17 protein-coding genes and 1 pseudogene are annotated in these 18,831 nt (G+C 71.6%); 2 read left to right on the top strand and 16 right to left on the bottom strand.

The window, feature by feature from the left end; all coding sequences use genetic code 11:
- Positions 1 to 235: 235 nt before the first annotated feature.
- The gene (locus ACZ6R9_RS01875) at positions 236 to 2,755 is read right to left on the bottom strand and encodes an ATP-dependent Clp protease ATP-binding subunit (protein WP_380484269.1); all 2,520 of its coding nucleotides are present in this window, start codon (positions 2,753 to 2,755) and stop codon (positions 236 to 238) included.
- A 547-nt stretch (positions 2,756 to 3,302) separates the two neighbouring features.
- On the opposite strand from ACZ6R9_RS01875, the gene ACZ6R9_RS01870 reads away from it, so the two are divergent.
- The gene (locus ACZ6R9_RS01870; protein WP_465535837.1) at positions 3,303 to 3,668 is read left to right on the top strand and encodes a hypothetical protein; all 366 of its coding nucleotides are present in this window, start codon (positions 3,303 to 3,305) and stop codon (positions 3,666 to 3,668) included.
- Positions 3,669 to 3,678: 10 nt separating this feature from the next.
- Here ACZ6R9_RS01870 and ACZ6R9_RS01865 read toward each other — a convergent pair whose 3' ends face one another.
- From ACZ6R9_RS01865 to ACZ6R9_RS01795, 15 genes and pseudogenes are all read right to left on the bottom strand, one after another.
- On the bottom strand, positions 3,679 to 4,035 hold the full coding sequence (locus ACZ6R9_RS01865; protein ID WP_380484273.1) for a histone-like nucleoid-structuring protein Lsr2: 357 nt from the start codon (positions 4,033 to 4,035) through the stop codon (positions 3,679 to 3,681).
- A gap of 104 nt (positions 4,036 to 4,139) precedes the next feature.
- The gene (locus ACZ6R9_RS01860) at positions 4,140 to 4,667 is read right to left on the bottom strand and encodes an amino-acid N-acetyltransferase (protein WP_380484275.1); all 528 of its coding nucleotides are present in this window, start codon (positions 4,665 to 4,667) and stop codon (positions 4,140 to 4,142) included.
- An 11-nt stretch (positions 4,668 to 4,678) separates the two neighbouring features.
- Positions 4,679 to 5,071, bottom strand: coding sequence for a BlaI/MecI/CopY family transcriptional regulator (locus ACZ6R9_RS01855; RefSeq protein ID WP_465535833.1), 393 nt, complete (start codon positions 5,069 to 5,071; stop codon positions 4,679 to 4,681).
- Between the two features lie 105 nt (positions 5,072 to 5,176).
- The gene (locus ACZ6R9_RS01850; RefSeq protein ID WP_380484279.1) at positions 5,177 to 5,338 is read right to left on the bottom strand and encodes a hypothetical protein; all 162 of its coding nucleotides are present in this window, start codon (positions 5,336 to 5,338) and stop codon (positions 5,177 to 5,179) included.
- 4 nt (positions 5,339 to 5,342) lie between these two features.
- Positions 5,343 to 6,908, bottom strand: a pseudogene (gene lysX / locus ACZ6R9_RS01845) (bifunctional lysylphosphatidylglycerol synthetase/lysine--tRNA ligase LysX); the annotation flags it as partial.
- A 134-nt stretch (positions 6,909 to 7,042) separates the two neighbouring features.
- A complete protein-coding gene (locus ACZ6R9_RS01840; RefSeq protein ID WP_465535831.1) occupies positions 7,043 to 8,770 on the bottom strand; it encodes a hypothetical protein in 1,728 nt (575 codons plus the stop codon).
- Positions 8,771 to 9,000: 230 nt separating this feature from the next.
- Entirely contained in the window at positions 9,001 to 9,693 is a 693-nt protein-coding gene (locus ACZ6R9_RS01835) for a hypothetical protein (protein ID WP_380484283.1), read from the bottom strand.
- Positions 9,694 to 9,823: 130 nt separating this feature from the next.
- The gene (locus tag ACZ6R9_RS01830; RefSeq protein ID WP_035863765.1) at positions 9,824 to 10,618 is read right to left on the bottom strand and encodes a type III pantothenate kinase; all 795 of its coding nucleotides are present in this window, start codon (positions 10,616 to 10,618) and stop codon (positions 9,824 to 9,826) included.
- A gap of 23 nt (positions 10,619 to 10,641) precedes the next feature.
- On the bottom strand, positions 10,642 to 11,613 hold the full coding sequence (gene nadC / locus ACZ6R9_RS01825; protein ID WP_465535828.1) for a carboxylating nicotinate-nucleotide diphosphorylase: 972 nt from the start codon (positions 11,611 to 11,613) through the stop codon (positions 10,642 to 10,644).
- A 62-nt stretch (positions 11,614 to 11,675) separates the two neighbouring features.
- Positions 11,676 to 13,289: an L-aspartate oxidase gene (locus tag ACZ6R9_RS01820; RefSeq protein WP_465535826.1), complete on the bottom strand. Its 1,614-nt coding sequence runs from the start codon at positions 13,287 to 13,289 to the stop codon at positions 11,676 to 11,678.
- Positions 13,290 to 13,305: 16 nt separating this feature from the next.
- Positions 13,306 to 13,755, bottom strand: coding sequence for an aspartate 1-decarboxylase (gene panD / locus ACZ6R9_RS01815; protein WP_465535824.1), 450 nt, complete (start codon positions 13,753 to 13,755; stop codon positions 13,306 to 13,308).
- Between the two features lie 62 nt (positions 13,756 to 13,817).
- Complete coding sequence (gene panC / locus ACZ6R9_RS01810) at positions 13,818 to 14,723, bottom strand: pantoate--beta-alanine ligase (protein WP_380484292.1); 906 nt, start codon at positions 14,721 to 14,723, stop codon at positions 13,818 to 13,820.
- Positions 14,723 to 15,637: a Rossmann-like and DUF2520 domain-containing protein gene (locus ACZ6R9_RS01805; protein WP_465535821.1), complete on the bottom strand. Its 915-nt coding sequence runs from the start codon at positions 15,635 to 15,637 to the stop codon at positions 14,723 to 14,725. The genes panC and ACZ6R9_RS01805 overlap by 1 nt, the downstream gene beginning before the upstream one ends.
- Positions 15,638 to 15,788: 151 nt before the next feature.
- Positions 15,789 to 16,478 carry a response regulator gene (locus ACZ6R9_RS01800; RefSeq protein ID WP_380484491.1) on the bottom strand — a complete coding sequence of 230 codons (690 nt, stop codon included), beginning with the start codon at positions 16,476 to 16,478 and terminating at the stop codon, positions 15,789 to 15,791.
- Between the two features lie 14 nt (positions 16,479 to 16,492).
- Complete coding sequence (locus ACZ6R9_RS01795; protein ID WP_465535819.1) at positions 16,493 to 17,716, bottom strand: sensor histidine kinase; 1,224 nt, start codon at positions 17,714 to 17,716, stop codon at positions 16,493 to 16,495.
- Between the two features lie 105 nt (positions 17,717 to 17,821).
- Here ACZ6R9_RS01795 and ACZ6R9_RS01790 point away from each other — a divergent pair, with 105 nt between their 5' ends.
- On the top strand, positions 17,822 to 18,823 hold the full coding sequence (locus ACZ6R9_RS01790; RefSeq protein ID WP_465535817.1) for an SAM-dependent methyltransferase: 1,002 nt from the start codon (positions 17,822 to 17,824) through the stop codon (positions 18,821 to 18,823).
- Positions 18,824 to 18,831: the final 8 nt, after the last annotated feature.

The raw sequence follows: 18,831 nt of genomic DNA, 5'->3' as shown, positions 1-18,831 counted from the left end.
CTCCGGCAACTCAAATTATCTGACGATCCGTCAATCTACCTACGGTGTGGGCCGCTTGCGGATCGGTCGCACTCACACCGCGCCGGAGCCCACCCGTTCGGCCTCCACGGCCCCCGCATTCACAGCGCACGGAAACCTAAACAGTTTTTCAACTGAAAACCCGGACGCGAAAAAGCCACCGCCCCCGACCTGATCAGGTCGGAGGCGGCGGCTTGGAACGCGCTTTGTGGATCTATTACTTCGTCAGATCCGGACCGGTCGCCGAGACCGCCGCCGGAGTGTCCGCCACCGGGGACTTCTCCTCACCGCGGAAGGTGAACTTGGCTTCCTTGCCCTCACCCTCCACACCGACCACCACGATGTGGCCGGCCCGCAGCTCACCGAACAGGATCTTCTCGGACAGGTGGTCCTCGATCTCCCGCTGGATCGTGCGGCGCAGCGGACGGGCACCCAGGATCGGGTCGTAACCGCGCTTCGCCAGCAGCTTCTTGGCCTCGACACTGAGCTCGATGGCCATGTCGCGGTCCTTCAGGCGCTGGTCCACCTTCGCGATCATCAGGTCGACGATCTCGATGATGTTCGCCTCGGACAGCTGGTGGAACACCACGATGTCGTCGACACGGTTCAGGAACTCGGGGCGGAAGTGCTGCTTGAGCTCATCGCCGACCTTCGCCTTCATCCGCTCGTAGCCGGTCTGGACGTCACCCGTGGCCGCGAAGCCCAGGTTGAAGCCCTTGGAGATGTCCCGGGTGCCGAGGTTGGTGGTCATGATGATGACCGTGTTCTTGAAGTCCACGACCCGGCCCTGGGAGTCGGTCAGGCGACCGTCCTCCAGGATCTGCAGCAGCGAGTTGAAGATGTCCGGGTGGGCCTTCTCGACCTCGTCGAACAGCACCACCGAGAACGGCTTGCGGCGCACCTTCTCGGTGAGCTGGCCGCCCTCCTCGTAACCCACGTATCCGGGCGGGGAGCCGAACAGCCGCGACACGGTGTGCTTCTCCGAGAACTCGGACATGTCGAGCGCGATCAGCGCGTCCTCGTCCCCGAACAGGAACTCCGCCAGGGTCTTGGACAGCTCGGTCTTACCGACACCCGAGGGGCCGGCGAAGATGAACGAACCACCGGGGCGCTTCGGGTCCTTCAGACCGGCCCGGGTACGGCGGATCGCCTGGGAGAGCGCCTTGATGGCGTCCTCCTGGCCGATGACCCGCTTGTGCAGCTCGTCCTCCATGCGCAGCAGACGCGAGGACTCCTCCTCGGTCAGCTTGAAGACCGGGATACCGGTGGCGGTGGCCAGGACCTCGGCGATGAGCTCCTCGTCCACCTCGGCCACGACATCCATGTCGCCGGCCTTCCACTCCTTCTCCCGCTTGGCCTTCGCGGTCAGCAGCTGCTTCTCGCTGTCGCGCAGACCGGCGGCCTTCTCGAAGTCCTGCGCGTCGATCGCGGACTCCTTCTCGCGGCGCACCTCGGCGATCTTCTCGTCGAACTCGCGCAGGTCCGGCGGCGCGGTCATCCGGCGGATGCGCATCCGGGAACCGGCCTCGTCGATCAGGTCGATCGCCTTGTCCGGCAGGAAGCGGTCCGAGATGTACCGGTCGGCCAGGGTGGCGGCGGCGACCAGGGCCGAGTCGGTGATCGAGACGCGGTGGTGCGCCTCGTACCGGTCGCGCAGGCCCTTGAGGATCTCGATGGTGTGCGGGAGCGAGGGCTCGGCGACCTGGATCGGCTGGAAGCGGCGCTCCAGCGCGGCGTCCTTCTCCAGGTGCTTGCGGTACTCGTCCAGCGTGGTGGCGCCGATGGTCTGCAGCTCACCGCGGGCCAGCATCGGCTTCAGGATGGAGGCGGCGTCGATCGCGCCCTCGGCGGCGCCCGCGCCGACCAGGGTGTGCAGCTCGTCGATGAACAGGATGATGTCGCCGCGGGTGCGGATCTCCTTGAGCACCTTCTTCAGGCGCTCCTCGAAGTCACCGCGGTAGCGGGAGCCGGCCACCAGGGCGCCGAGGTCCAGCGTGTAGAGCTGCTTGTCCTTCAGCGTCTCCGGGACCTCGCCCTTGACGATCGCCTGGGCCAGGCCCTCGACGACGGCGGTCTTGCCGACGCCGGGCTCGCCGATCAGCACCGGGTTGTTCTTGGTGCGGCGGGACAGCACCTGCATGACCCGCTCGATCTCCTTCTCGCGCCCGATCACCGGGTCGAGCTTGGCCTCGCGGGCGGCCTGCGTCAGGTTGCGGCCGAACTGGTCGAGCACCAGGGAGGTGGACGGGGTGCCCTCGGCGGGGCCGCCGGCCGTGGCCGACTCCTTGCCGCTGCCGGTCGAGTAGCCGGACAGCAGCTGGATCACCTGCTGGCGCACCCGGTTCAGGTCGGCGCCGAGCTTCACCAGGACCTGGGCGGCGACGCCCTCGCCCTCGCGGATCAGGCCGAGCAGGATGTGCTCAGTGCCGATGTAGTTGTGGCCGAGCTGAAGGGCCTCGCGGAGCGACAGCTCCAGCACCTTCTTCGCCCGGGGAGTGAAGGGGATGTGGCCGGACGGGGCCTGCTGGCCCTGGCCGATGATCTCCTCGACCTGCTGGCGGACCGCCTCGAGCGAGATGCCGAGGCTCTCCAGCGCCTTGGCGGCGACACCCTCGCCCTCGTGGATCAGGCCCAGGAGGATGTGCTCGGTGCCGATGTAGTTGTGGTTGAGCATCCGGGCTTCTTCCTGTGCCAGGACGACAACCCGCCGCGCGCGGTCGGTGAACCTCTCGAACATCGTTAATCGCTCCTCAGAGCGGTCGGTCAGTTCGGGGGCCGTCCCCGCCCTGTCCTTCCGCATGCTAGTCCCGCTCAGCGGCGCGGCTACGGAACTCCCACCGGAGCGGGAGAAACATGCTGCGCGACCAGCCGACACCTTTCCCAACCTGATGCTGGGAGACGGTGTTCCCAGCGGCGGGCCCGATGCACCGGATACCGCTACGCCAACGGCGAACACAGTCCGGTGGAACCGGTGGACCGGCCCCGCGCAGTGCTGCGGCCGGGCTCCTGCGACCCCGTCCACCTGCATTCATACCCGGTTGGGCGGCGGGTTTCGCGCGGTTTCCGGGGGGTGCTTGTTCGCCTGGCGAGAAGTCGGCCGACCGGGCACCCGGAGTGACGGCCGGTCAGGCCGACCCCGCGTGACGTCCCGCCACACCGGCGGCGGTCGTGACCGGGTCGCTCACTCCAGCGTTGCACAGGTCGTGACCAGTTCGCCGCCGGCCGCCGCCCGTACCCCTTGGACGCCTCGGCCGACCGGGATCGGTCGGTCCGGAGCGGACCGGGTGATCGCACCGCTGCGGCCCGCACTGGCCGCCCTCGGCCGCCTCGACCGGCTCGGCCGCACCACCGGACCGGTGCTGCGACACGGCGGCCGGGCCGCCTTCCTGCTCGCCCCGGGGGCCGCCGAGCCGGTGCCCGACCTGTTGGGCTGGCTCGGCTGGGGCCCCGAACTGCGGCTGCCGATCGACGCCGTCACGGCGCACCCGGGAGAGCCCCGGGTGCCCGAACCGCGGACCGCCGACTGGCTGCGGGCCGGCTCCGAGCGGCCCGCACTGGACCTGCGCTCGCCCGACCTGCTGTGCCTGCTGGACGCCCTGGCGGACGCCTGTGCGCGGGAGCGGCTGGGGCTGCCGCCCGCGCGGTGGTGAACCGGACGCCTCAGGAGGCGTTGGCCTTCTCGTACGCCTCGCGCACGTTGCTCGGAACACGGCCGCGGTCGTTGACCGGGTAGCCGTTCTCCTTCGCCCAGTTACGGATCTTGGCGGTGTCGGCCCCACCGGCCGAGGAGGCGGAGCGCCCGGCGCCCCGGGTGCCGCCGCGCCGCGGGGCGGTCAGCCGACCGCTCTGCTTGCGGCCCTTCTCGACGTACGGGGCAAGCAGGCCGCGGAGCTTGTCCGCGTTGTCGCTCTTCAGGTCGATCTCGTAGGCCACGCCGTCCAGGGCGAACGTCACCGTCTCGTCCGCGGAGCCACCGTCGAGATCGTCTTCCAGAATGACCTGAACCCTCTGTGCCACGGGCTTCCCTTTCCGCGATAACGGTCCATTGCCTAGTGAAAGGAAAGCGCCTTTTCCCGGAAAACACAAACCCCTGTGCCGCCCGTCGTGCCCGCAGAGCTGGATCAGAGGTGCAGCAGCATGCGCGAGTTGCCCAGTGTGTTCGGCTTCACCCGCTCCAGGTCGAGGAACTCGGCGACACCTTCGTCGTACGAGCGCAGAAGTTCTTCATAGACTTCTGTGGCCACGACCGCCGGGTCTGCCGTACGATCGTCGTTTTCGCCGATCTCGACGAAGCCGTGTTTCGAGAAGAACGGCACCTCGAACGTCAGGCAGAAAATCCGACGGACGCCGAGCCAGCGTGCCGTCTCCAGCAGCTTGTCCAGCAGCTGGTGCCCGATGCCGAGGCCTTTGCAGATCGGATCGACCGCGAGGGTGCGCACCTCGGCCAGGTCCTCCCACATCACGTGCAGTGCGCCGCAGGCCACCACGCGGCCGTCCTCGTCGCGTTCGGCGACCCAGAACTCCTGGACGGATTCGAACAGTGTGACGGTCGGCTTGTCGAGCAGAATGCCGTCGCGGGCGTACGTGTCGATGAGCCGGCGAACGGCGCGTACGTCGGTGGTCCGCGCACGGCGGATGGTGACCTCCATGCCGGGGAACGTTATCGTGCCCCGGGCGGGCGGGTCTCCTCGGTATCGACACCGGACACTCGGAGAGCGTCGCGCAGCCACTCGCGCTGTTCCGGCGACATCATCCCGAAGAAGTGCACCAGGGCCGCGGCCGGATTGTCACTCGTCGCCCAGGCATCGTTCATCAGCGCGGCGGTGTAAGCCTCGCGCGAGGACACCGGCTCATATCGGTATGCGCGCCCCGCGCGCTCCCGGCGCACCCAGCCCTTTCGATAGAGCTTGTCGAGCACCGTCATCACCGTTGTGTACGCGATTTCACGTTCCGAACGCAGATCCTGCAGAACCTCTCGAACGGTGACCGGGCGGTTCCACTGCCACACCCGGGTCATGATGTCGTTCTCGAGTTCTCCGAGTTGCCGCACCATAGTGCGGCCCAGGATAGGACCGAATCGGACAAAGGGCGGCAAATGGCAAACAGACCGGCGCGCCGCTCCCCGAAAGAGGGAACGGCGCGCCGGCCGGTGATCGGACTATTCGGTGGAGGAGGTGGAGGAAGCCGTCACCATCGCCTCGGCGGCGGCGTCCTCCTTGGCCTTCTGGGCACCGCCCTGGCTGCGGATGATGGCCCGCACCAGGAAGGCGAAACCGATCGCCATGACCAGGGGCGGGACGAGCGCGCTGACGTACTCCATGGGTCTACTCCTCGGTGTCCTCGGTGTCCTCGTCGGCTTCGGCGGTCTTCTCCGCCTTCCCGGCCTTCTCGGGCTTCACCAGCGGGAACAGCACCGTCTCGCGGATGTTCTTGCCGGTCAGCAGCATGATCAGGCGGTCCACGCCCAGGCCGAGGCCGCCGGTGGGCGGCATCGCGTACTCCAGGGCGCGCAGGAAGTCCTCGTCCAGCTGCATCGCCTCGACGTCGCCACCGGCCGCCAGCAGGGACTGCGCGGTCAGGCGGGCGCGCTGCTCGACCGGGTCGATCAGTTCGGAGTAGGCGGTGCCGATCTCGGTACCGAAGATCACCAGGTCCCACTTCTCCGCGACACCCTCGATCGAGCGGTGCTGGCGGGTCAGCGGGGACACCTCGGTCGGGTAGTCCTTGATGAAGGTCGGCTTGATCGCGTGGTGCTCCAGCAGGCGCTCGACCATCTCCAGGACGATCTGGCCGTGGCCCCACTCCTTCTCGTACGGGATGCCGGCCGCGTCGGCGAGCTTGCGCAGCTCGTCCACCGAGGTGGCGGGGGTGACCTCGGTGCCCAGGTGGGCGGAGATGCCCGGGTAGACCGAGACCTCCTGCCAGGGCTCGGCCAGGTCGATCTCGTGCTCGGTGCCGTCCGGGCCCAGGCCCTTGACCACGGTGGTGCCCAGCGCGTCCCGCGCGGCGTTCACGATGATCGCCCGGATCAGCTCGGCCTGGGTGTCGTAGTCGCCGTACGCCTCGTACGACTCCAGGGCGGTGAACTCCGGGTTGTGGGTGGCGTCCGCGCCCTCGTTGCGGAAGTTCCGGTTGATCTCGAAGACCTTCTCGGCGCCGCCGACCACCAGGCGCTTCAGGTACAGCTCGGTCGCGATCCGCAGGTACAGCTCGATGTCGTACGCGTTGATGTGCGTCCTGAACGGACGGGCGTTGGCGCCGCCGTGGATCGGCTGCAGCATCGGGGTCTCGACCTCGAGGTAGCCGCGGTCCTCGTAGGTGCGGCGGATCGAGCGGATCACCCGGGTGCGCAGGTGCAGCATCTCGCGCGCCTCGGGGTTGACGATCAGGTCCACGTAGCGCTGGCGGACCCGGGCCTCCGGGTCGGTCAGGCCCTTGTGCTTGTCCGGCAGCGGGCGCAGGCACTTGGCGGTGAGCTCCCAGCGGTCCACCATCACGCTCAGCTCGCCGCGGCGGGAGGTGATCACCTCGCCCTCGACGCCGACCTGGTCGCCGAGGTCGATGTCGGCCTTCCAGGCGGCCAGCCGCTCCTCGCCCAGCTTGTCCAGGGACAGCATCACCTGGAGGTCGCCGGAGCCGTCGCGCAGGGTGGCGAAGCAGAGCTTGCCGCCGGTGCGGGCCAGGATGACCCGGCCGGTGATGCCCGCCCGTTCGCCGGTCGCGGTGTCCGGCGCCAGGTCCGGGTGCTTGTCGCGCAGCTCGGCGATGGTCGAGGTGCGGGGGAAGCCGACCGGGTACGGGTCGATGCCGGCGGCCCGCAGCCGGTCCAGCTTCTCGCGCCGGACGCGCATCTGCTCGGGAAGGTCGTCGGTCGCGGGGAGAGTGCTCTGATCGCTCACCCCACCAGGGTAGCCAGGCTCACGGGCACTTCCGCCACGGGATATCGCGCCGCACGCCCCCGCCCCCCGGCCACGGCGGACCCCCGGGCCGCCGACGGGGCGGCCCGGGGAGCCCTGACGTCGACTCAGCTGTGCGCGCCGGTCCTGCGCCGGCGGGCGACCACGGCGATCACGCCGCCGCCCACCACGATGGCGCCCAGGCCCAGCCCGAGCATGGTGCCGGTGCCCTCGCTGCCGGTGGACGCCAGGTCGCCGCTGGTGGCGGCGTGCGAGGAGGCGCTGCCACTGGCGGTCGGGGTCGCCCGGCCGGCCGAGGCCGAGGCCGAACCGGTCGGGCCGGAGCCGGCGGGCGGGGTGGACTGCCCGCCGCCCGACCCGGTGCTCGGGGAGCTCGGCTCGGCGGTGGTGGCGGCGGTGCCGAGCGCCAGCGTGATCGAGTTGTTGGCGTTATTGGTGTCGTACGGCAGCGGCTCGACCCTGTTCTCCGACCCGCCCTGCGCGGTGGTCAGCGCGATGGCGACCACCGGACCGGTGGCCGGGGCGGAGACCGCGAGCGGCACGTCGAAGACCTTGTCCTCGCCGACGGCCAGCCACTCCGGAAGGTTGCAGGCGACGACGTCCGGGTGCTGGTCGCGCACGAAGCAGCCGTCGGGCAGTTTGCCGGCGACGGTGACCCCGGAAGGCGGCGTCAGGAGGAACTCGGCGACGGGGCTGCCACTGCGCAGGTAGCCGACCGAGGCCGGGCCGTCGCTGTGCGCCCTGACCTTCAGGATGCCCTTCTTACCGCCGTCGGTGGGGACCCACACCGCCCAGGACGAGAGGTCCGCGTGGCTGTCGACCCGGTACTGGAGGATCACCGCGCTGCGCGAGTACGGGCCGACGTTCGGCGGGCCGGGCTTGGTGCCTTCCTGCTCCGGCACGTCCGTGACGAGGCGGGTGCCGCTGTTGGAGGCGGGCGTGAAGGTGTAGCCCCGGTGCAGGTACTGGAGTTCGCTGTCGTACTCGCCCGGCAGGGCCTGGTACTCGACGTCCGGGTAGAGCGCGTCGGCGCCGACAGCGATCTCCATCGGGGCGACCGTGACGGTCTGGCCGGGCTTGACCGAGGTGTTGATGGTGCAGATGGCCGCCTCGGTGAGGCCGAACGTTCCGCTGGTGTCGACGGGCTTGCCGTACGAGCAGTTGGCGTAGTGCTGCTTGAACTTGAGGCCCGGGGAGAGCTGGGCGGCGATCACCAGCCGGCCGCTGGCCAGGGTGCCGTTGTTGGTGAGCTCCAGCGGCTGCCTGATGGTGGAGCCGGGCTTGCCGCCGTCGAACTTGTGGCCCTGGTCCGCGCCGGTCTTGAACTCCAGCTTCGGGCCGCCCGCGTACACCGCGACGTCGGTGCTGGTGATCGGGCCGTCGACCCAGCCCTGACTGATCTTCAGGTGGCCGGCCGTCCCCTGCGGCGCGCCCTTGAGGGCCGTCAGCACGGGGTGGAACTGGTGGCTGAAGTCGGGGTGCTGCTGGGAGGGGTACTGGCGGTAGGTGCAGGTGAAGACCTGTCCCGCCGAAGTGCACTTCGCGCCCGACTCGGTGTCGGGCGCGAAGGCGGCGATGCCGGCCAGGCCGGTCGCGTCGTAGGTGTAGACGATGTCCCGGGCGCTGGAACCGGTGAACGTGCCGAGCGAGTTGAAGATCAGCTGGTACGCGGTGGCGTCGCCGCTGTCGGGGACGGCCGGGACGGAGACGGCGGACGGGACGTCGAACTGGAGCTCGTCCGCGGCGAGCGCGGGCGTCGAGGTGAGAGCCAGGATTGCGGCGGCGGCCACCGGTGCGGCGAGGGCGGCCGGACGCGTGATGCGCGAATTCCCCACGATGATCCTTCGATCTTTCGGATGCGATCGGCCCAGACGATAGGGGGGATTCCGGCCATCGGTGCGGTGTTATTTCGGACAGTTCGGGACGCGGCCGCCGCTATCGCTCGAACCTGTTGTCAAATCTTGACCCTTGTTCCTCCGTGGGCGCCTCACCATGTCGACACATCTCCAGCGGGCAACGCGAAGAGCCCCCTCCGGGGAGGGGGCTCAAGGCAGTTGACTGACCGTCAGCCGTCCGTGCCGGTGGCGAGTTCCGGCTGGTCGGTGTCGGTGGGCGGTTCGGGGGCGGGGCGGGTGCGGCGGCCGAAGAGTTCGGCGGGGGTGGGCATCCGGCGCGGCCGGGGGCGATCGGCGGGGGGCTGCGGGTGCTGGTCGCTCATCGGGAACCGTCCTCCAACTGGGATGGCGGGCTGGGGTTCGGACGCGGGGCTCGGTACGGCGGCGAGGTGCCGCTGCCCGGAGCCGAGGGAGAGTCGTTCGCGGACCTCCGCCTCGGCGAGTGCGTGGCAGCGTCCGGCGAGCCGGGAGCGGCGGGCGTGTTCGGGCGGGCCGCACGGCTGGCGGGACAAGGCGCGCAGGGCGGAGAGGTCCTCGGCGGTGGGCAGGTAGCCGTCGGTGACGGCCTCCTCCAGCCGTTCCAGGTAGCCGCCCGCGCTGCCGGGCAGGGCGGCGCGGTAGCGGCCCAGGTCGGCCAGCAGGAACGCGCGCAGCCGCCCGCCCTCCTGGACCGCCTCGTCGATGGCCTCGGTGAGCCGAAGCGCGTCCTGGACGTCCTCGGCCCACAGTTCGCCGCTGGCGGTGGGCATCGGGAGCCGGTCGGGCGCGGCCGGATAGAGGGCTTGGGCGAGGGCACGGCGCAGCACCCGGACTTCGTCGGCGCTGAAGGCCATGCCGCCGCGCGATCCGTGTGGCGTTGGCATGGCTCGACAGTACGTGCCGTACGTCCGACTTATGGCGATTGAGGACGTGTTTGTCCCGATTGGCCTATGAGATGGTGCATCTGACGTCCGGTCGGCGGTCCAATGGCGGCCGACCGGGCGTCAGCGGCCCTCAGGCGGTGGCCGGGCGGTTGCGCTCGAAGATCAGACGCAGGCCGATCAAGGTCAGCCACGGCTCGTGCACGTCGATCGAATCGGCCTCGCCGAGGACCAGCGGGGCCAGGCCGCCGGTGGCGATCACCTGGACGTCGTTCGGGTCCTTGGCCAGTTCCTTGGCCATCCGGTTGACCAGGCCGTCCACCTGCCCGGCGAAACCGTACAGGATGCCCGACTGCATGCCCTCGACGGTGTTCTTGCCGATCACGTTGCGCGGGCGGGCCAGCTCGATCTTGCGGAGCATCGCGGTGCGGCCGCCCAGGGCGTCGACCGAGATCTCGATGCCCGGGGCGATCGCGCCGCCCACGTAGTCGCCGCGCGCGTTGATCGCGTCGAAGGTGGTGGCGGTGCCGAAGTCGACCACGATGCACGGCCCGCCGTACAGGTGGTTGGCGGCCAGCGCGTTGACGATCCGGTCCGCGCCGACCTCCTTCGGGTTGTCCATCAGCACGTGCACGCCGGTCTTCACGCCCGGCTCCACGATCACCGCCGGCACGTCCCCGTAGTACCGGCGGGTCACCTCGCGCAGCTCGTGCAGCACCGCCGGCACCGAGGAACAGATCGCCAGGCCGGCCACCCGGTCGTCCGCCGAGACGATCGGGTGGGCGCCCATCAACCCCTGGAGCAGCACCGCCATTTCGTCGGCGGTACGGCGCGGGTCGGTGGAGATCCGCCAGTGCTCGACGATCTCCTCGCCGTCGAACAGGCCGAGCGTGGTCTGGGTGTTGCCGACGTCGATGGTGAGGAGCATGGGGCGCTTTCTGCTTGGAAGGGTCAGGAACTGCGGAGGTCCAGGCCGATGTCCAGGATCGGCGAGGAGTGCGTCAGGGCGCCGACGGCCAGGTAGTCGACACCAGTCTCCGCGACCTCGCGCGCGGTGGCCAGGGTCAGGCCGCCGGAAGCCTCCAGCTTCGCCCGGCCCGCGACCAGGGCGACTGCCTCGCGCAGCTGCTCGGTGCTGAAGTTGTCCAGCAGGATCAGGTCCGCGCCGGCCTCCAGCACCGGGGTGATCTGGTCGATGGTGTCCACCTCGACCTCGATCGGCAGCTCCGGGAACGCGGCCCGGACGGCGTTGAACGCCTCGGCGACGCCGCCGGCGGCGACCACGTGGTTGTCCTTGACCAGCGCCGCGTCCGAGAGCGCCATCCGGTGGTTGGCGCCGCCGCCCGCGCGGACCGCGAACTTCTCCAGCGCGCGCAGGCCCGGAGTGGTCTTGCGGGTGTCCCGGACCACCGCCTTGGTGCCCTCCAGGGTGTCCGCCCAGGCGCGGGTCGCGGTGGCGATGCCGGACAGGTGGCAGAGCAGGTTGAGCGCGGAACGCTCGGCGGTGAGCAGGTCGCGGGTACGGCTGCGCACCGAGAGCAGCACCTGGCCGGCCTCGACCGCCGCGCCGTCCTCGACGTGCCGCTCGACCTCGAACTCGTCCTCGCACACCAGCGAGACGACCGCCTCGGCGACCCGCAGGCCCGCGACGACGCCCGCCTGACGGGCCGTGAAGTCCGCGGTGGCGACGGCCTCGGCGGGGACGGTCGCCACCGAGGTGACGTCCTCGCCGCCGGCCAGGTCCTCGGACAGGGCCATCATCGCCACGTCCTCCACCTCGACCGGGTCCAGGCCGGCCGCCTCCAGCAGCTCGGCCAGCGCCGGGTCGAGCCCGGTCTCGTACACCTCGCCGTCACCGCAGGCACAGCCGTCGCCACAGCCGTCGGACTCGGTGGGCAGGAGGGGGAGTTCGTCGTGGGACATGGGTGAGGCTCCAAGAGGTGGGTGCGAAACCGGGGGCGCGAAAGAACGGGGCGGGCGGAACGTCAGCTGCTGACGGGGTGGGTGATGTGGCGGTGCCAGTGGGTGTCGTCGCGGTCGGGGAAGTCCTCGCGCCAGTGGCAGCCGCGGGTCTCCTCGCGGAGGGTGGCGGCGGCGGTGAGGGCGGTGGCGACCTGGTGGAGGTTGGTGGCTTCCCAGGTTTCGACGGAGGGGGAGGCGGGGTGGGCCGGGTCGGGCAGGGCCGCCAGGCCCTTCGCGGTGGCGGCCAGCGAGTCCGCGGAGCGGATCACGCCCGCGCCGGTGGACATCAGGTGCTGGATCGCGCCGCGGCTCTCCGCGGGCAGCAGCGGCACCGGCGTGGCGGCCTGGGCGGCGTCGGCGTCCACGGTGCGGGCGGGGAGCTGCCCGGCCTCGGCCAGTTCGGCCAGGTCGGCGGCGATCCGTTCGGCGAACACCAGGCCTTCGAGCAGCGAGTTGGAGGCGAGGCGGTTGGCCCCGTGCACGCCGGTGCAGGCGACCTCGCCGCACGCGTACAGGCCGGGGACGGTGGTGCGGCCGTGCAGGCCGGTGCGGATGCCGCCGGAGGCGTAGTGCGCGGCCGGGGCGACCGGTATCGGCTCGGTGACCGGGTCGATGCCGTGGCTGCGGCAGGCGGCCAGGATGGTGGGGAAGCGGTTCTCCCACATCTCGGCGCCGAAGTGCCGTCCGTCCAAGTACATGTGCCGGGTGTCGTGGGCGTTCATCCGGCGGGTGATGGCCTTGGCGACGATGTCGCGCGGGGCGAGTTCGGCGAGTTCGTGCTGGCCGATCATGAAGCGCACACCGTCGGCGTCCACCAGGTGCGCGCCCTCGCCGCGGACGGCTTCGGAGACCAGCGGCTGCTGGCCCTGCGCGTCCGGGCCGAGGAACAGCACGGTGGGGTGGAACTGGACGAACTCCAGGTCGGTGACCTCGGCGCCGGCCCGCAGGGCGAGTGCCACGCCGTCGCCGGTGGAGACCGCCGGGTTGGTGGTGGCCGAGAACACCTGGCCCATGCCGCCGGACGCCAGCACCACGGCGCGGGCCAGGATCGCGCCGACGCCGTCCCGCTGGCCCTCGCCCATCACGTGCAGGGTGACGCCGGAGGCGTGGCCGCCGGCGTCGGTGAGCAGGTCCAGGACGAGGGCGTGTTCGATGAGTTCGAGGCCCGGGTCGGCCTCGACGGCGGCGACCAGGGCGCGCTCGATCTCGGCGCCGGTGGCGTCGCCGCCGGCGTGCGCGATCCGGCGGCGGTGGTGGCCGCCCTCGCGGGTGAGGACGATCTCGCCGTCCTCGTCGAGGTCGAACTCGGCGCCCACCTCGATCAGTCGGCGCACCGCGTCCGGACCCTCGGTGACCAGCGTCCGGACGGCGTCCTCGTCGCACAGCCCGACCCCGGCGACCAGGGTGTCCTGGAGGTGCTGCTCCGGGGTGTCGCCCTCGCCCAGGGCGGCGGCGATGCCGCCCTGGGCCCAGCGGGTGGAGCCGTCGTCGAGCATCGCCTTGGTGACCACCATGGCCCGCAGGCCGGCCTTGCGGACGTTGAGCGCGACGGTGAGTCCGGCCACGCCGGAGCCGACCACGACCACGTCGGTGCTCGTGGTCCAGCCGGGGGCGGGGGCGGTCAGGCGGTGCGACATGGCTTCAGCTGCTCCTTCAGTGCGCGGCGGTGACGGCCGCGCCGTCCGCCCCACGGTACGCGGCGTCACCGCGCAGCAGTCCGCTGCCCTCGGGGGCGTCCGCGGGGTCGCCGCCCAGGCCGGTGATCCGGTTGTGCTCGTCCACGAACACCACCTTCGGCAGGTACGCCTTGGCCTCGGCGGTGTCCATCTGCCCGTAGGCGATCAGGATCACCAGGTCGCCGGGGTGGACCAGCCGGGCCGCGGCGCCGTTGATGCCGATGACGCCGGAGCCGCGCGGGCCCGCGATGGTGTAGGTCTCCAGCCGGGCGCCGTTGTTGATGTCGACGATGTGGACCAGCTCGCCGGGGAGCAGGTCCGCGGCGTCGAGCAGGTCCTCGTCGACCGTCACCGATCCCACGTAGTGCAGGTCGGCCTGGGTGACGGTGGCACGGTGGATCTTGGACTTGAGCATGGTGCGGAGCATGTGGTCACGCCTCTCTGAGTGCATGCCGGGGCTGCAGCCGTACTTGTCGGACGACGCAGTGCTTATCGGACGATGATGCTCACGTTGTCGATCAGCCGGGTCGAGCCGACCTTGGCCGCGAGCGCGAGCACCGCCTCGCCCCGGTAGTCGTCCGGCGCCTCGGTGAAGGACATCGGATCGATCAGGGCGAGGTAGTCGAGGGAGATGCCGTCCGCGCCGTCCAGCACGGCGGCGGCCGCCTCGCGGACGGCCTTGGCACCCTGGGCACCGGCGTCACGGCCGGCGAACAGGGCGCGGGAGAGGGCGAGCGCCTGGGCGCGCTCCTCGTCGGAGAGGAAACGGTTGCGGGAGGACAGCGCCAGGCCGTCCTCCTCGCGGACGGTCGGGACGCCGACGATCTCCACGTCGAAGTCCAGGTCCGCGACCATCCGGCGGATGATCGCCAGCTGCTGGGCGTCCTTCTCGCCGAAGACCGCGAAGTCGGGGTCGGTGATGTGCAGCAGCTTGGCGACCACGGTCAGCATGCCGTCGAAGTGGCCGGGGCGGGACGCGCCTTCGAAGCCCTCGCCCATCGGGCCCGCCGAGAGGCGCACCAGCGGCTCGCCGTTCGGGTACATCTCGTCCACGGACGGGGCGAACACCACGTCCGCGCCCATCTCCTCGGCGAGCGCGACGTCCGCGTCCAGGGTGCGCGGGTAGCGGTCGAGGTCCTCGCCGGCGCCGAACTGCAGCGGGTTCACGAACACCGTGACGGCCACCCGGCCGTCCTTGCCGACCTGGCGGCGGGCCTCCCGGACCAGCGCCGCGTGGCCCTGGTGCAGCGCGCCCATGGTCATCACCACGGCGTTGTCCACCGGCTGCTCGTCCGGCCAGAACGCGGCCTCGAACTCCTCCACGGTGCGGGTCAGCACCGCCTTGCGGACCTTCGCCGCCTTCGGGGCCTTCGCCGGGCGCCTGTCGCGTGCCATCAGTGCTTCTCCTCGTTCAGTACGTCCAGCAGCGCTGCCGCCGGTTCCGGCTTCAGCGATCCGTTGGCGACCGCCCGTTGCGCGGTCGCCTTCGCCATCGCCCGGTACGCCTGGCCGATGTCCGGGGTCACCGTAGCGAGTCGCTCCAGGTGCTTGCGCACCGTGCCCACGTCGCCCCGGGCGACCGGGCCGGTCAGCGCCAGGTCGCCGGAGCGCAGGGCGTTGTCCAGGGCCGCGCCGAGCAGCGGGCCGAGCATCTGGCCGGGCTCGGCGACACCCGCCGTGCGCAGCAGCTCCATTGCCTGCGCGACCAGCGTGACCAGGTGGTTCGCGCCGTGCGCGAGAGCCGTGTGGTACAGCGGCCGGACGTCCTCCGGGATCCAGGACGGCTCGCCGCCCATCTCCACCACCAGCGCCTCGGCGACCGGACGCAGCTCCTCGGGCGCGGTGACACCGAACGGGCAGCCGGCCAGCCGGGCCACGTCCACCGAGGTGCCGGTGAACGTCATCGCCGGGTGCAGCGCGAGCGGCAGCGCGCCCTTGCGGGTCGCGGGCTCCAGCACCGCCACGCCATGGGCACCCGAGGTGTGGACGAGTATCTGGCCCGGACGCACGGCGCCCGTCGCGGCCAGACCGCTCACCAGATCGGGCAGGGCGTCGTCCGGGACGGTCAGCAGCACCAGGTCGGCCGCCGCCATCACCTGCGGCGGCGTCACCAGACGGACGCCGGGCAGCAGGGCCTCGGCGCGACGCCGCGAGGCGGCGGACACACCGGACGCGGCGACCACCCGGTGGCCGGCCAGTTGCAGGGCCGCACCCAGGGCGGGGCCGACCCGGCCGGCCCCGACCACACCGACAGTGAGCCGGGCCGGGCGGTTACCGGGGTCGGAGGGGTCTCCGAAGTCGTGCAGCACTCTTCCGTTCCAGTCCTCGGCGGGTACCAGACGTACCGCTCAATGGTACGGGGCCGCCGCGCCCACCCTCCCGCCCGTGGCCCGGCAGGGAAGGGGAGGGGGCGGGGCTGCGGGTGTGCTGTTGGCGGTGGGTGGGTGGGCGCAGGGGAAGTCAGGGGGTTTCGCCGGCGCGGACGAGGCCGTTCTCGTAGGCGAGGACGACGGCCTGGACGCGGTCGCGGAGGCTGAGTTTGGCGAGGATGCGGCCGACGTGGGTCTTGACGGTGGCTTCGGAGAGGACCAGGCGGGCGGCGATCTCGCCGTTGGAGAGGCCCTGGGCGACCAGCAGGAAGACCTCGCGTTCGCGTTCGGTGAGCGGGCCGAGGACGGCGGAGCCGGGCGTCGCGGTGGGGGTGGGCAGCACCTCGGCGAAGCGGTCGATCATGCGGCGGGTGGTGGTGGGCGCGACCACCGCGTCGCCGCCGTTCACGGCGCGGATCGCGGCGACCAGTTCGGTCGGCGGCACGTCCTTGAGCAGGAACCCGGAGGCGCCCGCCTTGAGCGCGGCGAAGGCGTATTCGTCCAGGTCGAAGGTGGTGAGGATGAGGACTCGCGGCGCGCCCTCGATCGGGGTGCCGCGGTCGTCGAGGCAGATCCGGCGGGTGGCCTGGACGCCGTCGAGGCGGGGCATCCGGACGTCCATCAGGATCACGTCGACCTCGGCGGTGCGCAGCACGTCGAGTGCCTGCTGGCCGTCGCCGGCCTCGGCGGCGATCTCGATGTCGCCCTGCGACTGCAGCACCATCCGGAAGCCGGTTCGCAGCAGTTCCTGGTCGTCGACCAGCATCACGCGGATCGGCATCGCTCGGGTCTCCTTCATTTGGACACTTTGAGGGGGAGGACGGCCCTGATCCGGAAACCGCCGCCGGGCCGGGGCCCGACGTCCAGGCTTCCGCTGACCATGCCGACCCGTTCACGCATGCCGATCAGGCCGTGGCCGAGGCCGTCGGTGCCGCCGGCGGCGAGCTTTTCGTGGGTGCTGCCGCGGCCGTCGTCCTCGACCAGGACCTCCAGGTCGCCGTCCCGGAAGTCGACGGCGACCTTGGCGCTGGCGTCCGGGCCGCCGTGCTTGCGGACGTTGGTGAGGGCTTCCTGGACGATCCGATAGACCGTCAGCTCCAGGCCGCGGGGGAGTTCGCGGACCTCGCCGGTGGCGGTGTACTCGACCGGCAGGCCGGCGGTGCGGACCTGTTCGAGCAGGTCGGGGAGTTCCTCGACGCCGGGCTGCGGCACGTACTCGCCGGTGGTGTCGGCGGTGCGCAGCACGCCGAGCAGGCGGCGCATCTCGGCGAGCGCCTGGCGGCCGGTGGAGGCGATGGTGCTGAGCGCCTCCTTGGTCTGCTGCGGGGAGGAGTCCATGACGTACGCGGCGCCGTCGGCCTGGACGATCATCACGGAGACGTTGTGCGCGACCACGTCGTGCAGCTCGCGGGCGATCCGGGCGCGCTCGGCGGCGACCGCGACCTGCGCCTGGGCGTCCCGTTCGCGTTCCAGCCGGGCGGCCCGGTCCTCCAGTTCGACCAGGTAGGCGCGGCGGACCCGGGTCAGCCGGCCCCACGCCCAGCACAGCACGAACGGGGTGGTCATCAGCGCGGCCACCAGGACCTTCTTGGCGAAGGTGTCGTTCGGGCCGCCGTCGCCGGTCGGCATCAGCCGCCAGACCGTGAGCGGCCCGGCGATCAGGCTGGCGACCAGCGCAAGCCGGGCCGTCCAGCGCCGGCCGAAGGCCGCGCCGGTGTAGGCGAACACCAGGTAGGCCATGCTGGCCGCGCCGGGCTCGATCACGAGGGCGATCTGGCTGAGACCGATGGCGACGGCCGCCGCGGTGGTGACGTCGGGCCAGCGCCGCCGGACCACCATCAGCCCGGGCAGGACCATGGCGACCGCGACGGCCAGGAATTTCTCGGCCCCGGTGATCCGCATCCCGTCGGGCCCGACCTGGTCCAGCGCCACGAGTACGCCCGGGAACAGCACCATCAGTGCCCAGGCGGAATCGACCACCATGGGGTGTCGGCGGAGCCAGGCGTTGAGTCGATGCACAGGTCCAGCCTAGGGAGTCGGACGGCATGTTCAGGTCCGCCGGGAGAGCGATCCGGTGCTACTCCCCAGGGTGGAGATCCCTGCCTCCCGGTAACGTCGCCCGCTATGACATGGATGCGGTGGCGGCCCGCGATCGAACACGCGCTGTACCGGCCCGACGGCGGCTTCTACCGCAGGCCGGAGGGTCCGGCCGGGCACTTCCGCACCTCCGTGCACGCCTCCGCCCGGTTCGCCGGCGCGGTGGCCCGCCTGTTGGCAGGGGTCGACGCCGCGCTCGGCTCGCCGGCCCGGCTCTGCTTCGTGGACGTCGGCGCGGGCCGCGGCGAACTCACCGTCGCCGTCCGCGACGCGCTGCCCGCCGAGCTGCGCGCCCGGGTCGCGTTCCACGCCGTCGAACTCGCCGACCGCCCCGCCGGCCTGCCCGCCGGCATCGGCTGGGGCCCCGAACCGCCGTCCGGCGTCACCGGCCTGCTGTTCGCCAACGAGTGGCTCGACAACGTCCCCCTGGACCTCGCCGAACGCGACGAGGACGGCCGGCTCCGGTACATCGAGGTCGCCCCGGACGGCGAGGAACGGCTCGGCGAGCTGCTCGACGGGGACGACGCCGCGTGGGCCTCCCGGTGGTGGCCCGGGGAGCGGGTGGAGCTGGGCGGGCCCCGGGACGCCGCCTGGGCCGCGGCGGTCGGTGCCCTGGAGCGGGGCCTCGCGGTGGCCGTGGACTACGCGCACACCCGTGACACCCGCCCGCCGTTCGGCACCCTCACCGGCTTCCGGGACGGCCGCGAGACCACGCCCCTCCCCGACGGCAGCTGCGACCTGACCGCGCACGTCGCCCTCGACGCCGCCGCCGTCCCCGGTCACCCGACCGTCCTCACCACCCAGCGCGCCACCCTGCACGCACTCGGCGTCAGCGGCGCCCGCCCGCCGCTCGCGCTCGCCAGCACCGACCCGGCCGGCTACCTGCGGGCCCTGGGCGGGGCCGGGGAGGCCGCCGAACTCACCGACCCGGCCGGGCTCGGCGCGTTCCACTGGCTGGTCCAGGCCGTCCGCATGCCGGTACCGGACGAGCTCGCGGGACTGCCGGGATGGCAGACTCTCCCCTCATGAAGGAGTCG

Source organism: Kitasatospora sp. NPDC048662 (genome assembly GCF_055587065.1).
This window is presented reverse-complemented; position numbering and strand designations above follow the sequence as displayed.

What these genes read in the sequence shown, in the direction of transcription:
- ACZ6R9_RS01875 (WP_380484269.1), bottom strand. Translation starts at nt 2,755, where the DNA reads ATGTTCGAGAGGTTCACCGACCGCGCGCGGCGGGTTGTCGTCCTGGCA.
- ACZ6R9_RS01860 (WP_380484275.1), bottom strand. Translation starts at nt 4,667, where the DNA reads ATGGAGGTCACCATCCGCCGTGCGCGGACCACCGACGTACGCGCCGTT.
- ACZ6R9_RS01855 (WP_465535833.1), bottom strand. Translation starts at nt 5,071, where the DNA reads ATGGTGCGGCAACTCGGAGAACTCGAGAACGACATCATGACCCGGGTG.
- ACZ6R9_RS01850 (WP_380484279.1), bottom strand. Translation starts at nt 5,338, where the DNA reads ATGGAGTACGTCAGCGCGCTCGTCCCGCCCCTGGTCATGGCGATCGGT.
- ACZ6R9_RS01835 (WP_380484283.1), bottom strand. Translation starts at nt 9,693, where the DNA reads ATGCCAACGCCACACGGATCGCGCGGCGGCATGGCCTTCAGCGCCGAC.
- ACZ6R9_RS01830 (WP_035863765.1), bottom strand. Translation starts at nt 10,618, where the DNA reads ATGCTCCTCACCATCGACGTCGGCAACACCCAGACCACGCTCGGCCTG.
- nadC (WP_465535828.1), bottom strand. Translation starts at nt 11,613, where the DNA reads ATGTCCCACGACGAACTCCCCCTCCTGCCCACCGAGTCCGACGGCTGT.
- ACZ6R9_RS01820 (WP_465535826.1), bottom strand. Translation starts at nt 13,289, where the DNA reads ATGTCGCACCGCCTGACCGCCCCCGCCCCCGGCTGGACCACGAGCACC.
- panD (WP_465535824.1), bottom strand. Translation starts at nt 13,755, where the DNA reads ATGCTCCGCACCATGCTCAAGTCCAAGATCCACCGTGCCACCGTCACC.
- panC (WP_380484292.1), bottom strand. Translation starts at nt 14,723, where the DNA reads ATGGCACGCGACAGGCGCCCGGCGAAGGCCCCGAAGGCGGCGAAGGTC.
- ACZ6R9_RS01800 (WP_380484491.1), bottom strand. Translation starts at nt 16,478, where the DNA reads ATGCCGATCCGCGTGATGCTGGTCGACGACCAGGAACTGCTGCGAACC.
- ACZ6R9_RS01790 (WP_465535817.1), top strand. Translation starts at nt 17,822, where the DNA reads ATGACATGGATGCGGTGGCGGCCCGCGATCGAACACGCGCTGTACCGG.